Here is a 16287-nt window from a genome sequence, read left to right as displayed (position 1 = left end):
TCCGATTTGAAGGCCGCCTCGCGCTCAATCCGGCCAGTGAGCCGCCATCATCGCCAGTGTCTCGGCCCTGTCCGGCGCGCCCAGCCTGCCGCCGAAGCGCAGGCATTTGAGCGCGGCGGCGGCGCTGGCAAACCGCAATGTCCGTTCGATCGGCATCGCCTCGGCCAGCCCGACGGCAAAGGCGCCGTGAAACACGTCGCCGGCGGCAAGCGTATCCACTGCCTTGATCCTTGGCGCGGCGACGTGGCGCACCGACGCCACCGAGCGGTCGAACCACCAGCTTCCCGCTGCGCCGCCGGTCACCGCTACGAAAGCATCGGTGCGCCTGGCCAGCGCTTCACAGGCCTTTTGCGTGCCTTGCTCCTCGCCGCAGAGGATGAACGCCGCCGGCTCCGACGCGACGATATGCGTGGCGAGCGGAAACAGCCGTTCCAGCACGGCCCGTGGCGCGGTGTCGGCATCGAGTATGGCTGGACGGCCGTTTGCGCGCGCCGCCGTCAGGGCCAGAGCTGCCGCGCCCGGCCAGCGCACGTCGACCAGGACGGCGTCGAATGCGGTGAGATCCTCAGTGGGGGGCGCTTCGGGGTCGGCCTGCGCGAGCTTGTCATAGAACGGAACAATAATGCGCTCGCCATGCGTGTCGACCAGGATGGCCGACAGTGCCGACCGCGCCCCGGCGACGCGCCGGACAAAGCTGCAATCGACGCCTTCGGCCTCAATGCCTGCGACCAGCTGATCGCCGACGAGGTCGTCTCCCGCGCTCGCCCACAGCGATACCTCCGCGCCGAGGCGGCGTGCGGCGCAGGCCGCGCTCGAAGCCATGCCCGAGGCGATCTGGACGCCGTCGGACGCGATGAACTTGCCCTGACGCGCCGGAAGCGTGTCGACGCGAAGGATCGTATCGAGCGTCAGCGCGCCAACACTCAGGAGCTTCACCGGGCGGTTCATCTATCTTCCTGTTTGGCCATGGTCTTTCCGAACTGGAGGTTCGCAATCATCGCCTAATCGACCGGCTTGATGCTGCCCAGCGGGATAAAACCGAGCGAGGCCTTGCCCTTGACGATCTTGAGCGGCATCGACGGTTCGTTGCCAAGCAGCGCCAGCCCGGCAAAGCCGGTTTTGATCTGGCTCTTCTGCTCGGGAATGGCTTTGCCGAGGATTTCCGCCACCGCCTTCGGATCGCTGAGCCTGATCATCAAATCGGCGTCGATCAGCCCGTCGGCATCGACCGAGACCGGCCCGGAAACGGTGACGCGCGCGCTTCCCGACGACAGATCGAGCTTGCCGATATCCACCGCCTGGCCGCGCAGGCTCTCTGTTTGTGTCTTGATCAGCGCCACGCCGTTCTTCAGCGTCACGTCGCCGCTGCCGTCGAGCGGCGGCAGCACGCGGCCATCGATCGCGCCCGGATCGATTTCGAGATCGGTAAAACTCCCGGCATAGTCGATGTCCTGGCCGTTCGGACGCAATTCTCCGGCCGCTGTCCCAGCGCTGAACAGCTCGACCGGGTCTGTGCCATCGGCGGGATCGGTCTGGGCTGACAGAGCCTCTGCCTCCAGTGAAACGCGCCGGGGCAGGGGCCAGGACAGTTTGACGTTCGCTCGCAGATTATCCCAGTCGATCCACAGCGGTGCCATCCCCGGCACGGAGGTCCTGAGCGGCCCCTGCAGGTCGGCGCCAGGGGACAGGATCTGGGTGACGTGCGTGACTCCTTTGAGGCTGCCGAGCGAGGCGGCGACGTTCCTGCTGTCGTCCTGATAAGCCAGGCTGTCGCAGGTAACGGCGAAGCTTAAGGGGTAGCCGCTGACCGTGAGATTGACGCAGTCCGCCTCGATGCCATTGCCGTTGAGTTCGGCCACCGCTTTGCCGGCTTCGCTCTTGACCTTGTCTGCCAGGTAGAACCAGCCGGCGCTGTAGAGGCAAAACAGCACGACGATGAAAACGCCGAGCCAGAACAGCCGGCGGAGAAAATTCGGCGGGCGTTCGTCATTTGACGTCATGCTGCGGCTCTCGTTGGCGCGTGTTGCAGAGGTGTCGTTTCCGGCAAGATCGGGTAGACGGAGACGGATTGAAAAAACACCGATTCCAGTGCGGTGCTGCAACCAGGCTTGGCGATATGGGCGATTTTTGGGTTTTTGGCTACGGCTCGCTGATCTGGCGGCCGGGATTTGCGCATGTCGAGACGCGGCGGGCCCGCCTCCATGGCTACCGCCGCTCGCTGTGCGTCTACTCCTTCGTGCATCGCGGCACGCGCGAACGGCCCGGCCTGGTGCTCGGCCTCGACCGTGGCGGCTCCTGCATCGGGCTGGCTTTCCGCGTCCCCGGCGATCTGCGCAACGAGGTCATCACCTATCTGCGCGAACGCGAGCTGGTCACCAATGTCTATCTCGAGCGCATGCTTAGCATTCGCCTCGACAAGGGGGACACGCGTGAGGCCGACAAGGGTGGGGGCGACACAGACGGAGGCGAGACGGTCGAGGCTGTCGCCTATGTCGTCGACCGTAGCCACGAGCAATATGCCGGTGCGCTCGATGCGGCCGATGCGGCGAGCGTCGTTCGCGGCGCCGTTGGCCAGTCGGGAAAGAATGAGGACTATGTGTCCAGCACGCTGGAGCACCTCGAGGCGCTGGGGATCCGCGACCATTGGCTGGAAGAGGTGGCGAAACGGATCGCGCCTTTGTGAAGCGCTGGTCGGTGGAAAAGTCGGCCGGCCCTTTGACGTTGGTGCGGCCCGCCATAGGTTAAGCCGGTCACGGGGCTTTTCGCCCGCTTCTTTCCATTCCCCACGGAGATCAGTCTTGCAGAAACGTCGTCTCGGTCAAACCGACCTGTCCATCGCGCCGCTGGTTCTGGGTGGCAACGTCTTCGGCTGGACCGCCGACGAGAAAACCTCTTTCGATCTGCTCGACCGGTTCGTCGGCGCCGGCCTCAACGCCATCGACACCGCCGATGCCTATTCGCGCTGGGTTCCCGGCAACAAGGGCGGCGAATCCGAAACGATCATCGGCAAATGGATGAAAAGCCGCGGCAATCGCGACAAGGTTGTGGTGATCACCAAGGTCGGGTCGGACATGGGGCAGGGCAGGAAAGACCTCTCCGCTGCCTATATCGAAAAGGCCATCGATGCGTCGCTGCAGCGGCTGCAGACCGAAGTCGTGGATCTCTATCTGTCGCACTGGCCGGACCCGGCCACCCCCTACGAGGAAACGCTTGGCGCCTATCAAAAGCTGCTCGACAAGGGCAAGATCCGCCACGTCGGCGCCTCCAATCTCGATGCTGGCCAGTTGCGCGCCGCGCTGGACGTGGCAAGCTTGCGGGGCCTGCCGCGCTATTCGGTGCTGCAGCCGGAATACAATCTCTACGATCGCGCCTCCTTCGATGGGCCGCTGCGCGATCTGTGCATGGCCGAGGATATCGGCGTCATCACCTATTTCAGCCTCGCCAAGGGGTTTTTGAGCGGCAAGTACCGCAGCCAGGCCGATCTCGGCAAAAGCGCGCGTGGCGACGACGTGAAGAACTATCTCAACGCGCGCGGCATGCGCGTCCTGGCGGCACTCGACGCCGTGTCGGCACGTCACGCGGCCAAGCCGGCGGAAGTGGCGCTCGCCTGGGTGATTGCGCGGCCCGGCGTCACCGCGCCGATCGCCAGCGCCACGACATTGGAACAGGTCGACAGCCTCGTCCGCGCCGCATCATTGGAGTTCGGTCCGGACGATATCGTCGAGCTCGACAGCACGAGTGCTTAGGCGCCAGCGCGAAGCGGTGGCTTGATCAAACAGCAGCCAAGAACCGGGCGCGGCCTGAGTCGGAACGCTCCCTGCACGACCGTTCAAGACACCCTGCTGTGCCCTGCCATACCATTGCCGGCATCGCGCCTGGATACTGGTATACAGATGGCCGAACAGGTCTTTTCCCATCCGGAACTATGGCAGCAATTGCTCGCGCTTGTGCTGGCATCGGCGGTCGTGATGGGCAGTCCGGGGCCGGCGACGATAAGCGTCACCGCCGTCGGCGCCGCCTTCGGCCTGCGCGATTCGCTCCGCTACGCCTCGGGCATCATTCTTGGTACGGTCGCCGTGCTTTTGCTCGTGGCGACGGGCATTACGGCCATGCTCACCTTTGTGCCGACGCTCACACCGCTCCTGGCGGTGGCATCCGCAGCCTACATCCTCTACCTCGCCTTCAAAATAGCAACGGCCCCGCCTCTGGCCGCGCGTAGCGGCGGGGCGGCGCGTCCCACATTCCTCGGCGGGTTTCTTCTGGCCGTCGCCAACCCGAAAGCCTATGTAGCGATTGCCGCCGTATTTGCTGGCACGTCGTCCGCCGGTGAGCTCGATGCAGGGCTCAGGCTGGCGGTCCTCGCTTCGATGATCGTCGCCATCCATGTCCTGTGGCTTCTCGCCGGGGCAGCGTTTGCGCGCTTCCTGCGCAAGCCGCTGGCCTCGCGGATCATCAATCTGACGTTCGCGGCAACACTGGTTTTGACCACGGCGCTGGCTGTGATTCCCTAGGGGACAGTGCCGCAAGCTTAGATGGTTCAGGTCGGGGTATCGGAGCCAAGTTCCCCCAGCCGCTTTACCGCCGTCGGCGGCATTGGCGGCGGGTTGGGCGCCTGGGACGCCTCGATGAGCAGCTGGTCGCAGGCGGCTTCCGTCTCGCCGATCAGCCGTTCCATGAATTCTTCCTTGCCCAAACCCGCCGGGATCGGCGGCAGGAAGCGGGCCTTGATCGTGCCGGGATAGCGCAGGAATTTCCGCCGCGGCCAGTAGAGGCCGGCGACATGGGCGACCGGCACCACCGGAATGCCAAGCTGGATATAGAGCTCGACGATGCCGTATTTATAGGCCGGCTCGTCGCCCGGCGCCCGGCGCGTGCCCTCGGGATAGATGATCAGCTGGCGGGGATTGCGCGCCAGTTCCTGCCTGGTCGCGGCGACCACCGCTTTCAGCGCCTTCGAGCGGCTGCCGCGGTCGACCGGGATCATCCGCATTTTCAGGATGTACCAGCCGAAGAACGGGATCCAGGTCAGTTCCCGCTTGAGAATGTAGATCGGATCCTGCAGGAACGGGAAAAAGGCGATCGCGTCCCAGAAGGACTGATGCTTCGGCGCCAGGATGAAGGAACCCTCGGGCAGGTTTTCCTGGCCGGTGATCTCGCTTTTGGTGCCGGCGATCTTGTCATAGAGCCACATGCTGGTGTGTGACCAGAATTTCGGCACGAACCAGGCGCGGTGGCGCGGCGACAGGAAATAGTAGGGGGTCCAGAGGATCATCTGGACGATCAGATTGACGTAGAAGACGAAGTTGAACGCCAGCGAGCGGACATAAAGCATGCAGGAAGAGCCCGGTGAGGAGGTGTGCGTTGGTTACACCAAGCGCGGGCAAAAAGGAAACGGTGCGATGGCCGGAGATCTATCCGCCTTGGTGAAGCCGCGATCCGTTCGTCAGGCCTGCCACGTCGCTTGCACCAGCCGTTTCTTCAGGCGTGGGGCGGCGAAATCGAGGAACGCACGCAGTTTCACCGGCAGCAGGCCCTGGCCGGCATGCACAAGGCTGACCGGCCATGGCGGCGGCTCGAATGCCTCCAGCACGGCGCGGAGGGTGCCCGACCGCACTGCAGCTGTGATCTGGTAGGAAAGCACCCTCGTCAACCCGATGCCGGCAATCGCGGCATCGATCGCCGCTTCCGCGGTGTTGACCCGAAGCCGTGAGCGGATCGGAACGGTGAGGTCGGTCTTGCCTGTGGCAAAAGTCCATGCGGCGGGAGCGGTGAGTCCCTCGAAGGTGACGCAGTCGTGTGCCGCGAGGTCTTTCGGCGTCCGCGGCGTGCCGTGCTCGGCCAGATAGGCAGGGCTCGCGCAAACAACGCGCCGAATCGAGCCGATGCGGGTGGCCACCAGGCTGGAGTCGGGAAGCTGGCCGATGCGGATGGCGAGATCGATGTGCTCCTCGGTCAACTGGGTTATCCGGTCCGCAAGCATCAGCCGAATAGCTACGTCGGGGTAGGCAGCGAGAAAGCCGGTGACGACCGGCAGCACATGCAGGCGGCCAAAGACGATCGGTGCGGTGATGATCAGTTCACCCGTCGGCGCGCTGTATTCGCCGGCGGCGATCCGCTCGGCCTCGCCGACCTCGTCGAGAATGCGATGGCAGGCAGCGAGGTAGGCGTGACCTGCGTCGGTCAGCGTCAGCTGCCGCGTCGAGCGGTTCAGAAGACGCGTCTTCAGATGCCGCTCCAGGTCGGAGACCTTGCGGCTGACCGTTGCAAGCGGGATGCCGAAACGGCGCCCGGCGGCCGAAAGGCTGCCGGCCTCCACCGCGGCGACGAAAAGTGACATGGCCTCGAGGCGATCCATATTTCACCCGGAAATTGGAAGGCTTTCTTGCATTAATGCCATCTGCATCCGGAACATGGAAGGCGTTATCTCTTCGCTGGCTCTGGCTCGCAGCTCTGCTTCAAAGGAGGCCTTCCATGAATGCTCACGTCTTCACCAGCGATGTCGCCTTTACGCCAACCGTCAAGGCGATCCAGGCCCGCAAAGGCTCACGCGAGGCCTATGCCCGCGTCGAGGAGCGCGGCAGTTGGCAAGCTGATATCACGCCCGATCTCGCCGCCTTCATCGAGGCGCAGACCAGCGTCTTCCTGTCGACGGCCAATGGTGAGGGCCAGCCCTACATCCAGCATCGCGGCGGGCCGGCCGGCTTCCTCAAGGTGCTCGACGAGCGGACGATCGGCTTCGCCGATTTCTCCGGCAACAGGCAATTCATCACCCAGGGCAATCTGGACGACAACCCGCGGGCTTTCCTGTTCCTGATCGACTATGCGCATCGGCAGCGCATCAAGATCTGGGGCAGCGCGCGGGTCGTCGAGCAGGACACCGAACTGATGGCGAAGCTGATGCCGGAAGGCTACAAGGCGCGCCCGGAGCAGATCATCCTGTTCACGGTTTCGGCTTGGGATTCCAATTGCCCGCAGCACATTCCACAGCGTTTCGAAGCGGCCGATGTGGCGGCGGCGCTGGCCGAGCGGGACAATCGTATCGAACGTCTCGAACACGAGATCGCGCGACTGCGCAGCATCTCAAGCGCCACGCTCAAGGAATGATAGCGCTGCCGGTTCCAGATCGGCTCAGTTCGGCGCAACAGCCTCGGCCAGCGCGATGCCGGTTGGCGTTGGCTTGACCGGCACGATGCCACGCGCCAGCGCCAGCAGATATTTGTTGTATTCGGTGAACAGCACGCGCAAGGCTCTCGGCTTGGTCAGCCAGCCGCCATTGCCAAGATTGCTGTTGACCACCGGATAGGGCTCGAGCTTGGCCTTGTGCAGCAGCCGGCCCATTTCCAGCAGGCTGCGCGGCATGTGATAGTTGTTGGTGACGAGGATCACGGTGCCATAGGCGTGGTCTTCCACCCACTTGGCACTTTCCTCGGCATTGCCGATCGTGTCGAGCGCGGCACGGTCGATGTCGACGCAGCAGGAAAACAATTCCTTGTCGCCGCGGGTCGCGACCTGAAGCTGGCGGCGGCTGGCGGAAGGATGCACGCCACTGATCAGCAGCCGCTCGCCCTTGCCGGACGCCAGCAGGCCCATGGCCGCGTCGAGACGCGAATGGCCGCCGGTCAGCACGATGATGGCATCGGCCCTTGCCGGATTGGCGGGCGTCGCGAGACGGCTGACGGTGCTGGCGAACCAGCCAAAGCCGCCGGCAAACAACGTTGCCAGCACGAGCAGAAAGAAAGCTGAGATGCGCAGCGCGCTCGCCAATCGACCGGGCTTGACGCGCTCGCTTGAACGCGTGATCACCAAGGGCAACTGTCCAGCCATTCCGGTCGAGTCGCGCGCGTCCATCGTCCTTATCGTTAACTCCGAAATACGGCGTTTAGTAGGTCGGAAAGCACAAATTTCGTTACGCTAATTCTCTATCCGTGATCACCCTGCGTCCGGCTGGCGGACATCGATGTCGCTGAGATAGGTGACGACGGTGACATGGGAGGTTGCCGCCGTCAGCGCACCGATGACCAGCACCATGAGAACAACGCCGAGATAGCCCGCCGAACCGATGGCGAAATTGCCGAACAGGGCGGTCGCCTGATCGGCCTGCGGCGTCGCCATGTTTCGCGACGACCACCACGAGAAGACGATGAAGACGAACACCGCCGCCGCACCCCCGGCGGCGGCGCCCTTCATGCCGGTGACGAGAAAGTGGTGGCGGAATTCGCGCGCGATAAAGCGCGCTTCGGCGCCGACGAAATGCAACACCTCGATGATGTGGCCGTTGCCGGCCATGGCGCCGCGCGTCGCGAACACCACGGTCAGCACGGTTGCCGCCAGCATCAGCGCCAACACGGCGATGCCGATGGTCACCGTGGTGCGGGCCATGGCGACCAGCCGGTCGACCCAGGTGCGATGGTCGTCAAGCGAGGCACTGGGCAGTTTCGGCGTGATCGCGGCGCGCATTGCGGCGAAATCGGGAGGGTTGGTCTCGTCTATGGTGACGATGATCAGACGCGGCACCGGCAGCTCGTCGATGTTGAGACCCGAACCCAGCCAGGGTTCCAAAAGCCGCGCCGTGGCATCGCGGTCGACGATCCTGGCGCTCTTCACGCCAGGAAATTCGCCGGCGATCTGTGAGGCCTGGGCAAGGGCTGCCTCGATGTCGAGGCCGTCCATCGGCTTGATCTGGATCGTCGCCTCGCGTGAGATCTGGTTCTCCCAGACCGAGGCGGTGTCGCGCACCAGCGTCACCGCGCCGAAAGTCAGGCAGGAGAGGAACGTCATGATGGCGATCACCAGGACCAGCGCCCGGCCGGCGATGTTCTGCGCCGGCACGATCGGCGCCATCTTGCGCTGAACGCGCTGCGTCCCGGCCCTCTCAGTGTGTTGGTCTTCGACATGGCGAGCGGACAGGTCAGTCATAGATATCCAGCCTTCCGCCGGACAGGATCATGCGGCGTGCGTCGACCTGTTCCATCAGGCCGAGGTCGTGCGTTGCGATCACCACGGCGGTGCCCAGCCGGTTGAGTTCGATGAACAGCCGCAACAGGCGTCGCGCCAGCGGCGGGTCGACATTGCCGGTCGGCTCATCGGCAAGCAGGATTTCGGGCTGCTCGATCAGCGCCCTGGCGATTGCGGCGCGCTGCTTCTCGCCACCCGACAGCACCGGCGGCAGCACATGCATGCGCTCGCCAAGGCCGACCCATTTCAAGAGCTCGGTCACATCGGTGCGGTAGCTGGCCTCCTCGCGCCCGCGCACGCGCAGCGGCAAGGCCACATTCTCATAGGTCGTCATGTGGTCGAGCAGGCGAAAGTCCTGGAACACCACGCCGATGCGCCGCCGCAGATGCGGCAGCTCGGCGTGCGAGATGCGCGAGCGGTCTTTGCCGAAGATGGTGATCAGCCCACGCGTCGGCTTGAGCGACATGAACAAAAGCCGCAGCAGCGTCGTCTTGCCGGCGCCCGAAGGGCCGCTCAGGAACTGGAAGGAGCGCTCCGGTATGTGCAAGGAAATGTCGCGGAGGATTTCCGGACCCATGCCATAGCGGAGGCCGACATTTTCGAAGCGGATCACGTTCGACGACCTGAAACTTGCGGCGGCGACGAGGCAGCCTTCTCTGAGAAAAGACCATCGGCCGGCATGGTTAACCGGCGGTTAATTTTGGGGTTTTTTGGGCGCGTCACAAGGGGTTTCCGGGGGAAACGTTAACCATTTCCGTTTACGCATAAGAAACGAAGAGCGAACAAGTGTGAAGTGCTGGGGCCGCGATGGCTGACGATCGAACCGCGCGCCCGGTTTCCGGCGAAATCATGACCGATACGGCCGCAAATCCTGCGCCGGAACGCATCATGCGTGATCCGGCCGGTGACATCGTCGACGCCGACTACGAGGTGCTGCCGCGTTTAACCGCCAGCACGGGCGTTTCACCGCCGCTTTTGCGCGTGATCACCACGCCATCGATCAAAGGCATGGACATGCTGCGCAAGCCGGTAGCGGCGATGGAACGGCTGCGGGCGTCGCGCGGCGGGCCGATCTTCTGGATCGCCGGCCTCAGTGCCGCGTTTGCAGCCTTCTGGATCTCGGGCGGGCACGCACTGGTGCGCCAGACGCCGCTTCTTCTGGCGGCGCGACAAGCGGGCGCTGCCCTGACCATTTCAGGCGTTACGTCGCGTATCGATGCGTCCGGGCCGCAACCTGTCCTGTTCGTCGGTGGCGAGGCCGCGAATGACGGCGCCAGCCCGTCGCCATTGCCACCGCTGGACGTCCGGGTCACCGGCAATGACAGGCGCACGACCCGTTATAGGCTGGCGACATTTAACCGTTCGCTGGCGCCCGGCGAAAGATTTGGCTTTTCCAGCCGGCTCGACATGCCTAGAAACGGAGTCAAGACCGTCTCGGTCACCTTCGCCAATTAGCGGCGATCATTTCTGGAAAGGCAGCCAATGCCAATCGTGCGCGGCAAGGATATCGAGGTCCTGTTTTCGGCGTCGGCGATTGCCCGCCGCAATCTGGAGCTCGCCAAGGAGATCGCCGGGCACGATTATCACGACCTTCTGGTGATTTCGGTGCTGAAGGGATCGTTCATCTTCGCCGCCGATCTCATCCGCGCCATGCACGATGTCGGCCTGTCGCCGGAGGTCGAGTTCATCTTCATCTCCAGCTACGGCGCCGGCACCACCAGCGGCGAGGTGAGGGTGCTGCGCGACATCGACAATGAGGTCGCCGGCCGAGACGTGCTGTTGATCGACGACATCCTTGAATCCGGCAAGACGCTGTCGTTCACCCGCGACCTGATGCTGTCGCGCGGCGCCAAAAGCTGCGCCATCGCCGTGCTGCTCGACAAGCGCATGCGCCGCCAGACCACGCTCAACGCCGACTATGTCGGCTTCGACTGCCCTGACTATTTCGTCGTCGGCTACGGCATGGATGTGGCCCACGCCTTTCGCGAACTGCCGTTTGTCGGCGTCGTAAAGGGCGACGCCTAGATTTATCTTCGATGCGGTTGCGGTTCAGGAAAAGTCAACTTTTCCACGCCAACATTCGGCTATGGCAAAGCTCCTGATCGTTGAGGACGATGAGTCCGTCCGCACCCTCGCCGCTCGCGCGCTCGAACGCGCCGGGCATATGATCGACATCGCCGCCGACGGCGCGCAGGGGCTTGCCCTGATCCGCGCTGCACGTGGCGGCTACGACCTTGTCGTCTCGGATATCCGGATGCCGGAGATGGACGGCATCCAAATGGCCAAGGCGGCTGCATCGCTTTTCCCGGCGATGAAGATCTTGCTGATGACCGGCTATGCCGACCAGCGCGAGCGCGCCGAGGAATTGAACGGCGTCATTGTGGACGTCGTGCAGAAGCCGTTCACGCTGGCCGAAATCCGCGCGCGCGTCGAACAGGCGCTCGCCTGTTTCGCTTAAGTTCCAGCGCGGTCAGGCCGGATCGCAGGTCGCTGCGATTGCCGGCGCGCTGCTCCGGCGCCGGCTGGCGTTGAGCGCGAACAGACCGGCGCCGATGATGAGGGCGGCGCCGATGACGGTGGTCGATCGCGGCACTTCGGCAAAGAACAGGAAGCCCCACAGCGGCGACCAGATGATGCCGGTGTATTCGAAGGTGGCGACGCCGTTGGCCGGCGCCAGCCGGTAGGCCTGCGACAACAGGATCATCCCGGCCGAAGCCACGACGCCGCACGCGGCCATCGTCAGGAAGTCGATTGACGTCGGCCAGATCCATGGCCTGACCAGGAATTCGAGGCTCGGATGCGTGGCATGAGCTATTCCTGCCAGCCAGAACAGCCCGGCGACCGCTGCAGCGCCCAGGAGATAGACGCCGTTTTGATAGAACGCCATGACCGTGGATGATTCGGTGTCGCCGATCTTGCGGGCCATCAACTGCGAAAAACCGTACAGCACCGCCGAGGCCAGCGACAGCAGCGCCGCCCAGTCGAACAGCCCGGCGCCGGGTCGCAGCATCACCAGCACGCCGAGCATGCCGACCATGACGGTGACCAGCGTCTGCCCCGCTACCCGTTCGCCGAGATAGGGGCCGGCAAGCGCCATGATGAACAGCGGTGCCATGAAATAGAGCGCCACCGCGTCGGCGAGCGGCAGGGCGGCGATCGCCAGGTAGTAGAGCGTGTAGGAGGTGAACAGGATCAAGGCGCGCATCGTCAACATGCGAAACCGCTTCGAAAAGATCGCCCTGAGCCCGACATCGGCATGAACCAGCACGAGGAGAATGGGCAGGGCGACGATCGAGCGGATCGCCATCACCTCGGTCACCGGATAGGTGCCCGATACGGCCTTGATCAACGGATCCTGGAGCGAGAACACCAGAACGCCGAGGCAAAGGCTTGCCATGCCGAGGACGATCCGGTTCTGCATGGCGTTCGACGGCTCCTTGCGTGCGCGGCCCGAGAGCCGGGCCCGCGTAACTTTGTTTTATGCATATCGCCCAAAACCCCTTCGCACCCTCGGGTCAGGCCCAGGGTGGGGCCCGAGGACATGCTTTTGGGCGACCTGCATCAAAAAGAACCCGCCACCATTTCGGGCAGCGGGTACGAGTGAGGACTTTTTTGGTCCGCAGCCGATTTCGCAGCCGCATATCCAATGGGTGAAGCGACTATTATCCGCCGTTTGACATGTTGCAAACGAATTGGAATGATGCCAGCAATCAGATTTTCTTATGGCGGACAAATGAAGCCCACGCTCGACAGCGATCTGCTGCGCACCTTCGTCGCGGTCGCCGACGCCGGCAATTTCACCAAGGCTGCGGTGCAGGCCGGCCGTACCCAGTCGGCGGTTTCGATGCAGATGAAGAAGCTCGAAGATATGGTCGGCGACAGCCTGTTCGAGCGCGGCTCGCGGGGTGTGGCGCTGACGCGCCGCGGCGGCGAACTCATCGTCAACGCCCGCCGCATCGTGTCGCTGCTGGACGAGACGGCGGCATCGATGGTCGCGACGCCGCTTGGCGGACCGGTGCGCATCGGCATTCCGGAGGAATATGGCCACGCGATCCTGTCGCGCGCGCTCGGCGCCTTTGCCAAGCGCCATCCTCAGGTCGACATCACCGTCCGCTACGCGCATTCCGGTGCGCAGATCGCGGCGCTCGCCGCCGGCGAGCTCGATCTGGCGGTGGTGTTCGAATGGCAGGACCTCTCCGGCGGTGAGGTGCTGATGCATGACCCGACCGTGTGGGTGACGTCGGAGCTGCATCACATGCATGAGGAGCGGCCGGTGCCGATCGCGCTCTACAACCGCGCCGGCTGGTGCAAGGATTTTGCGATCAAGTCGCTGGAACAGCGTGGTCTCGCCTATCGTGTCGCCTATACAAGCGATACCAATGGCGGCCTGCGGCTTGCCGTCACCTCCGGGCTGGCGATTGCGCCGATCTCGCGCAGCAACATCCCGGCCGGCTGCCGCGAGCTTACCGCCGCCGATGGATTCGGCGACATCGATTCCTCGAATGTGGTGCTGCGGCGCAATCCGAACGCTTCCGGCGAGGCCATCGCCAGCATGGAAGAGGCGATCCGCGAGGCGTTCACGAACCGTTAGAGCAGGCCGGCTTTACTTCAACTCCAGCAGCCGCTCCAGATAGCTGCGCTCGATATCGGGGCTGAGCGCGTTGCCGAGCCGCTTGCGGATCGCGTCGAGGATCTGGCGGGCGCGCTGCACGTCGATCTCGTCCGGCACCTTCACCGAATCGCCGAAATCTGGACCCTCGGTGGCGCGTGGCCGGCCGAGCGGATCGCGGTCGGCATTCTGCTGGCGGCCGCCGCGCTGGCCTTCGCCCTCGTCCCCCTGCATGGCCTGCAATTGCTTCATCATGTCCTTGGCGCCCTTGCGCAACGCTTCCAGCGCGCGGCCCTGGTGACCGACCGCCTGATCGCCATCGCTGTCGCCAAGCGCCTGTTCGGCATCGCCCATGGATTTGCCGGCCTCGCCAAATCCCTCATTGGGCTCGAGCCCCATGCCTTCGAGACCTTTTCTCAACTGGTCGAGCTCGCTTTGCAGTTTGCCCTGGCCTTCCTGCAACTGCTTCAGCGCGTCGGCGAATTCCTCCGGCGTCATCGGCTTCGGCCGGCCGAGCGGATCGCGGTCCTCGCCTGGGCCGGGCTGCTCGCCCTGTTCGCCCATTTGGCCCTGCTCGCCGTTCTCGCCGAGTTGCTCGTCTCGGTTCTGCCCACGCTGTTGCTGGCCGCGCTGCATCTGGTCCATACGGAAGGTTTCGTTCATCATCTCCTGCTGGCGCCGCATGATCTCGCCGAGCTTGTCCATCTGCTGGCGCATTTCGCTGTTCTGCTGGCCGCCCTGTTGCTGACGTCCGGCCTGCAGGTTGTTCATCATGTCCTGCAGTTGCGAAAGCAATTCCTGCGCGCTGTCGCGATCGCCGGACTTCGCCAGATTCTCGATCTGGTCCATCATCCGTTCGATATCACTCTGGCGCAGCTCCTGGCCGTTCTGCTGCATCTGCGGCGCGTTCGGATTCTGCTGCGCACGCTGGGCGAATTCCTGCAGGAACTGGTTCATCGCCTCGCGCAGTTCCTTCATCGCCTTGTCGATTTCCTCGTCGCTGGCGCCGTTCTTGATCGCGTCCTGCAACGCCTGCTGCGCCTGGCGCAGCCGCCGCTCTGCGTCCGAAAGATTGCCTTCCTCGATGCCGAGCGCGATCTCCCAGAGATAGGCGACCTCGTCGCGCAATTTGTCGTCGTTGTCGGCCATCTTCAGCCGGGTGCGGGCGCTCATGATGGCGAGGTAGTGCGCCATATTGTCGAACGTGTCTTCGGGCCTGAGCGTGATCGCATCCATCAGGTCGAGCACGCGGCTCTTGGCGTTGGCGTCGAGCGCCAGCGCGCGGCGCTGCTCGATCACGGCCCTGGCCAGCGGATTGGAGAATGGCCGCTCCGGCATCACCAGGGTCCTGGTTTCGCTGGTTGCCGTATGGCCGGCATCGTCGGTGGCGACAAGCCTGAGCTTGATGTCTCCGCCGGCCCAGACATGCTCGGTCAGGTCCTTCGTGGTCTTGGCGGCATTCCCCTTGACGCCGCGGCGCGGCAGCGTCAGCGGCATTTCGGGCGGGCCATAGAGCGGATGCGCATTCGGCGCCGGTGGGTCGGCCAATACGAAATCCGCCTTGGCGGAGGCCGCGCCATAGTCGTCGTCGATCTGGTAGTTGAGCTCGAAGGAGCCGTTGACGGCACGTTTCGGCTCGCCGACGAAGCGGATTTGCGGCGGCTTGTCCGGGATCACCGCGAAGGCCCAGCTGCCGAGTTCGTCGCCGCCCGAGTTCAGCGTCAGCGTGCCGTTGGCGGTCAGCTTGCCGGTGAACTGGCGCACCGTGGAGGGCGTTGCCGCCGCCGGCTTGGCCGCGTCGGCCTGCTGACCGGCCGGCTCGATGGTGCGAACGTTGCCGTCGGCGTCGGCGTAGCTCAGCGTTTCCTCGCCCGAGCCGCCGGTGACGCGCAGCGACACATCGCTGCCTTCCGGAACGGTGAAGGTGGACGGCGCCTGATTGCCATTGCTGGCGAGGGCCGGGTTGGCGAGGGCTGGGGAAGTGAGGAAGACCGGCGCCCTGCCGGTGTAGGCCGGCGGCGTCACCCAGGCGTCGATGCGCGGCGGCACCGCGTCGCGCGCCGCGTGGGCACTGAACCCGTCTGCTATGCGGCCGCCCGACGGCCCGAACGAGAAGGCGAAAGCGGTGACCAACACAAGCGCCGCCACGGCACGCAGCCCCCACGGGTCGCGCTCCGGCACCCGGGTACGCGGCAGGTCGCCACCGAGGTTGCCGAGTTTTTCGGCCATGCGTTTCTGGTGCTCGCGCCACAGCGCTTGCGAAAAAATGCTCTCCCTGCCGCTCGGCCGGTCCGTCTGCACCAGCACCGGGCTGTGCAGCAACAGGTTGGCCGCCTCGATTCGCCGATCGATCTCGGCATTGGACGGCACCCGGAAGAAACGCAGGGGATAGAGCGCGACAAGGGCTGCGATGGCGAACACAGCCACAAGACCGATGCGCGCCATGTCGGGAAGCAGAAGGAAGAGGCCGAGCCACGAGACGCTGAGGAACAGGCTGGCGACGATGACGAGTGGAAGCAGCAACGGCCAGCCACGCTCGACCGTCATCGAGACCCGCGTCGCCAGCCGGCTCACGGCAAGGCGCCCGGCCAGGCTGCGATCGCTGGTGAAGGTGGGTCGTTGCGTCATCGGCCCTTCCTGTTCGGGCGGGATAACCCGAACCTCACAAATCTATCGCACCGGCCCGAAAATCGGATGCGAAGGACTCAACGTCTTAGATGCAC

17 protein-coding genes are annotated in these 16287 nt (G+C 64.4%); 8 read left to right on the top strand and 9 right to left on the bottom strand.

Annotated features, from left to right (window positions below; all coding sequences use genetic code 11):
- Positions 1–24 precede the first annotated feature (24 nt).
- Together AC0L3H_RS09755 and AC0L3H_RS09750 are read right to left on the bottom strand one after the other, a co-directional pair.
- Positions 25–948 (bottom strand): sugar kinase, encoded by a 924-nt coding sequence (locus tag AC0L3H_RS09755; RefSeq protein WP_473585312.1) that lies wholly within the window; start codon positions 946–948, stop codon positions 25–27.
- A gap of 53 nt (positions 949–1001) precedes the next feature.
- The gene (locus AC0L3H_RS09750; RefSeq protein WP_473585311.1) at positions 1002–2000 is read right to left on the bottom strand and encodes a DUF2125 domain-containing protein; all 999 of its coding nucleotides are present in this window, start codon (positions 1998–2000) and stop codon (positions 1002–1004) included.
- A gap of 116 nt (positions 2001–2116) precedes the next feature.
- Between AC0L3H_RS09750 and AC0L3H_RS09745 the strand changes: the two genes are divergently transcribed.
- The 3 genes from AC0L3H_RS09745 to AC0L3H_RS09735 all read left to right on the top strand — a co-directional run bounded on the left by AC0L3H_RS09745 (position 2117) and on the right by AC0L3H_RS09735 (position 4511).
- A complete protein-coding gene (locus tag AC0L3H_RS09745) occupies positions 2117–2683 on the top strand; it encodes a gamma-glutamylcyclotransferase (protein ID WP_287290919.1) in 567 nt (188 codons plus the stop codon).
- Positions 2684–2798: 115 nt separating this feature from the next.
- Entirely contained in the window at positions 2799–3746 is a 948-nt protein-coding gene (locus AC0L3H_RS09740) for an aldo/keto reductase (protein ID WP_473585310.1), read from the top strand.
- A 147-nt stretch (positions 3747–3893) separates the two neighbouring features.
- Complete coding sequence (locus tag AC0L3H_RS09735) at positions 3894–4511, top strand: LysE family translocator (RefSeq protein WP_473585309.1); 618 nt, start codon at positions 3894–3896, stop codon at positions 4509–4511.
- Positions 4512–4537: 26 nt separating this feature from the next.
- Here the strand turns inward: AC0L3H_RS09735 and AC0L3H_RS09730 are convergent, their stop codons facing one another.
- Complete coding sequence (locus tag AC0L3H_RS09730; protein WP_473585308.1) at positions 4538–5332, bottom strand: lysophospholipid acyltransferase family protein; 795 nt, start codon at positions 5330–5332, stop codon at positions 4538–4540.
- Between the two features lie 111 nt (positions 5333–5443).
- Positions 5444–6355, bottom strand: a complete 912-nt coding sequence (locus AC0L3H_RS09725) for a LysR family transcriptional regulator (RefSeq protein WP_473585307.1) — start codon at positions 6353–6355, stop codon at positions 5444–5446.
- 116 nt (positions 6356–6471) lie between these two features.
- Here AC0L3H_RS09725 and AC0L3H_RS09720 point away from each other — a divergent pair, with 116 nt between their 5' ends.
- Positions 6472–7104 (top strand): pyridoxamine 5'-phosphate oxidase family protein, encoded by a 633-nt coding sequence (locus AC0L3H_RS09720; protein ID WP_473585306.1) that lies wholly within the window; start codon positions 6472–6474, stop codon positions 7102–7104.
- Positions 7105–7128: 24 nt separating this feature from the next.
- On the opposite strand, the gene AC0L3H_RS09715 is transcribed toward AC0L3H_RS09720, so the two are convergent.
- From AC0L3H_RS09715 to ftsE, 3 genes are all read right to left on the bottom strand, one after another.
- Positions 7129–7848 (bottom strand): YdcF family protein, encoded by a 720-nt coding sequence (locus tag AC0L3H_RS09715; protein ID WP_287176034.1) that lies wholly within the window; start codon positions 7846–7848, stop codon positions 7129–7131.
- 81 nt (positions 7849–7929) lie between these two features.
- Positions 7930–8916, bottom strand: a complete 987-nt coding sequence (locus AC0L3H_RS09710; RefSeq protein WP_473585305.1) for a cell division protein FtsX — start codon at positions 8914–8916, stop codon at positions 7930–7932.
- The gene (gene ftsE, locus AC0L3H_RS09705; RefSeq protein ID WP_473585304.1) at positions 8909–9568 is read right to left on the bottom strand and encodes a cell division ATP-binding protein FtsE; all 660 of its coding nucleotides are present in this window, start codon (positions 9566–9568) and stop codon (positions 8909–8911) included. Before ftsE ends, AC0L3H_RS09710 begins: the two co-directional genes overlap by 8 nt.
- Before the next feature lie 194 nt (positions 9569–9762).
- Between ftsE and AC0L3H_RS09700 the strand changes: the two genes are divergently transcribed.
- The 3 genes from AC0L3H_RS09700 to AC0L3H_RS09690 all read left to right on the top strand — a co-directional run bounded on the left by AC0L3H_RS09700 (position 9763) and on the right by AC0L3H_RS09690 (position 11413).
- On the top strand, positions 9763–10410 hold the full coding sequence (locus AC0L3H_RS09700; protein WP_473585303.1) for a hypothetical protein: 648 nt from the start codon (positions 9763–9765) through the stop codon (positions 10408–10410).
- 27 nt (positions 10411–10437) lie between these two features.
- Positions 10438–10980, top strand: a complete 543-nt coding sequence (hpt, locus tag AC0L3H_RS09695; protein WP_023797214.1) for a hypoxanthine phosphoribosyltransferase — start codon at positions 10438–10440, stop codon at positions 10978–10980.
- A 61-nt stretch (positions 10981–11041) separates the two neighbouring features.
- Positions 11042–11413: a response regulator gene (locus AC0L3H_RS09690; RefSeq protein ID WP_027153386.1), complete on the top strand. Its 372-nt coding sequence runs from the start codon at positions 11042–11044 to the stop codon at positions 11411–11413.
- A gap of 12 nt (positions 11414–11425) precedes the next feature.
- On the opposite strand, the gene AC0L3H_RS09685 is transcribed toward AC0L3H_RS09690, so the two are convergent.
- Positions 11426–12376: a DMT family transporter gene (locus AC0L3H_RS09685; protein WP_023797216.1), complete on the bottom strand. Its 951-nt coding sequence runs from the start codon at positions 12374–12376 to the stop codon at positions 11426–11428.
- Between the two features lie 312 nt (positions 12377–12688).
- Between AC0L3H_RS09685 and AC0L3H_RS09680 the strand changes: the two genes are divergently transcribed.
- Entirely contained in the window at positions 12689–13546 is an 858-nt protein-coding gene (locus AC0L3H_RS09680; RefSeq protein ID WP_128168723.1) for a LysR family transcriptional regulator, read from the top strand.
- A 12-nt stretch (positions 13547–13558) separates the two neighbouring features.
- On the opposite strand, the gene AC0L3H_RS09675 is transcribed toward AC0L3H_RS09680, so the two are convergent.
- Positions 13559–16192: a TIGR02302 family protein gene (locus AC0L3H_RS09675; RefSeq protein WP_473585302.1), complete on the bottom strand. Its 2634-nt coding sequence runs from the start codon at positions 16190–16192 to the stop codon at positions 13559–13561.
- Between the last annotated feature and the right edge of the window lie 95 nt (positions 16193–16287).

This window comes from Mesorhizobium sp. WSM4816, from assembly GCF_055811535.1.
Note: the sequence above shows the minus strand (reverse complement) of the source record. Positions and strands in the feature narration are given on the sequence as shown.

Excerpts from the sequence above, each read along its gene's own strand:
- AC0L3H_RS09690 (WP_027153386.1), top strand. The coding sequence starts at position 11,042 with ATGGCAAAGCTCCTGATCGTTGAGGACGATGAGTCCGTCCGCACCCTC.
- AC0L3H_RS09715 (WP_287176034.1), bottom strand. The coding sequence starts at position 7,848 with ATGGACGCGCGCGACTCGACCGGAATGGCTGGACAGTTGCCCTTGGTG.
- AC0L3H_RS09680 (WP_128168723.1), top strand. The coding sequence starts at position 12,689 with ATGAAGCCCACGCTCGACAGCGATCTGCTGCGCACCTTCGTCGCGGTC.
- AC0L3H_RS09735 (WP_473585309.1), top strand. The coding sequence starts at position 3,894 with ATGGCCGAACAGGTCTTTTCCCATCCGGAACTATGGCAGCAATTGCTC.
- AC0L3H_RS09710 (WP_473585305.1), bottom strand. The coding sequence starts at position 8,916 with ATGACTGACCTGTCCGCTCGCCATGTCGAAGACCAACACACTGAGAGG.
- AC0L3H_RS09675 (WP_473585302.1), bottom strand. The coding sequence starts at position 16,192 with ATGACGCAACGACCCACCTTCACCAGCGATCGCAGCCTGGCCGGGCGC.
- AC0L3H_RS09730 (WP_473585308.1), bottom strand. The coding sequence starts at position 5,332 with ATGCTTTATGTCCGCTCGCTGGCGTTCAACTTCGTCTTCTACGTCAAT.
- AC0L3H_RS09725 (WP_473585307.1), bottom strand. The coding sequence starts at position 6,355 with ATGGATCGCCTCGAGGCCATGTCACTTTTCGTCGCCGCGGTGGAGGCC.
- AC0L3H_RS09750 (WP_473585311.1), bottom strand. The coding sequence starts at position 2,000 with ATGACGTCAAATGACGAACGCCCGCCGAATTTTCTCCGCCGGCTGTTC.
- hpt (WP_023797214.1), top strand. The coding sequence starts at position 10,438 with ATGCCAATCGTGCGCGGCAAGGATATCGAGGTCCTGTTTTCGGCGTCG.
- AC0L3H_RS09755 (WP_473585312.1), bottom strand. The coding sequence starts at position 948 with ATGAACCGCCCGGTGAAGCTCCTGAGTGTTGGCGCGCTGACGCTCGAT.
- AC0L3H_RS09745 (WP_287290919.1), top strand. The coding sequence starts at position 2,117 with ATGGGCGATTTTTGGGTTTTTGGCTACGGCTCGCTGATCTGGCGGCCG.
- AC0L3H_RS09700 (WP_473585303.1), top strand. The coding sequence starts at position 9,763 with ATGGCTGACGATCGAACCGCGCGCCCGGTTTCCGGCGAAATCATGACC.
- AC0L3H_RS09685 (WP_023797216.1), bottom strand. The coding sequence starts at position 12,376 with ATGCAGAACCGGATCGTCCTCGGCATGGCAAGCCTTTGCCTCGGCGTT.
- AC0L3H_RS09720 (WP_473585306.1), top strand. The coding sequence starts at position 6,472 with ATGAATGCTCACGTCTTCACCAGCGATGTCGCCTTTACGCCAACCGTC.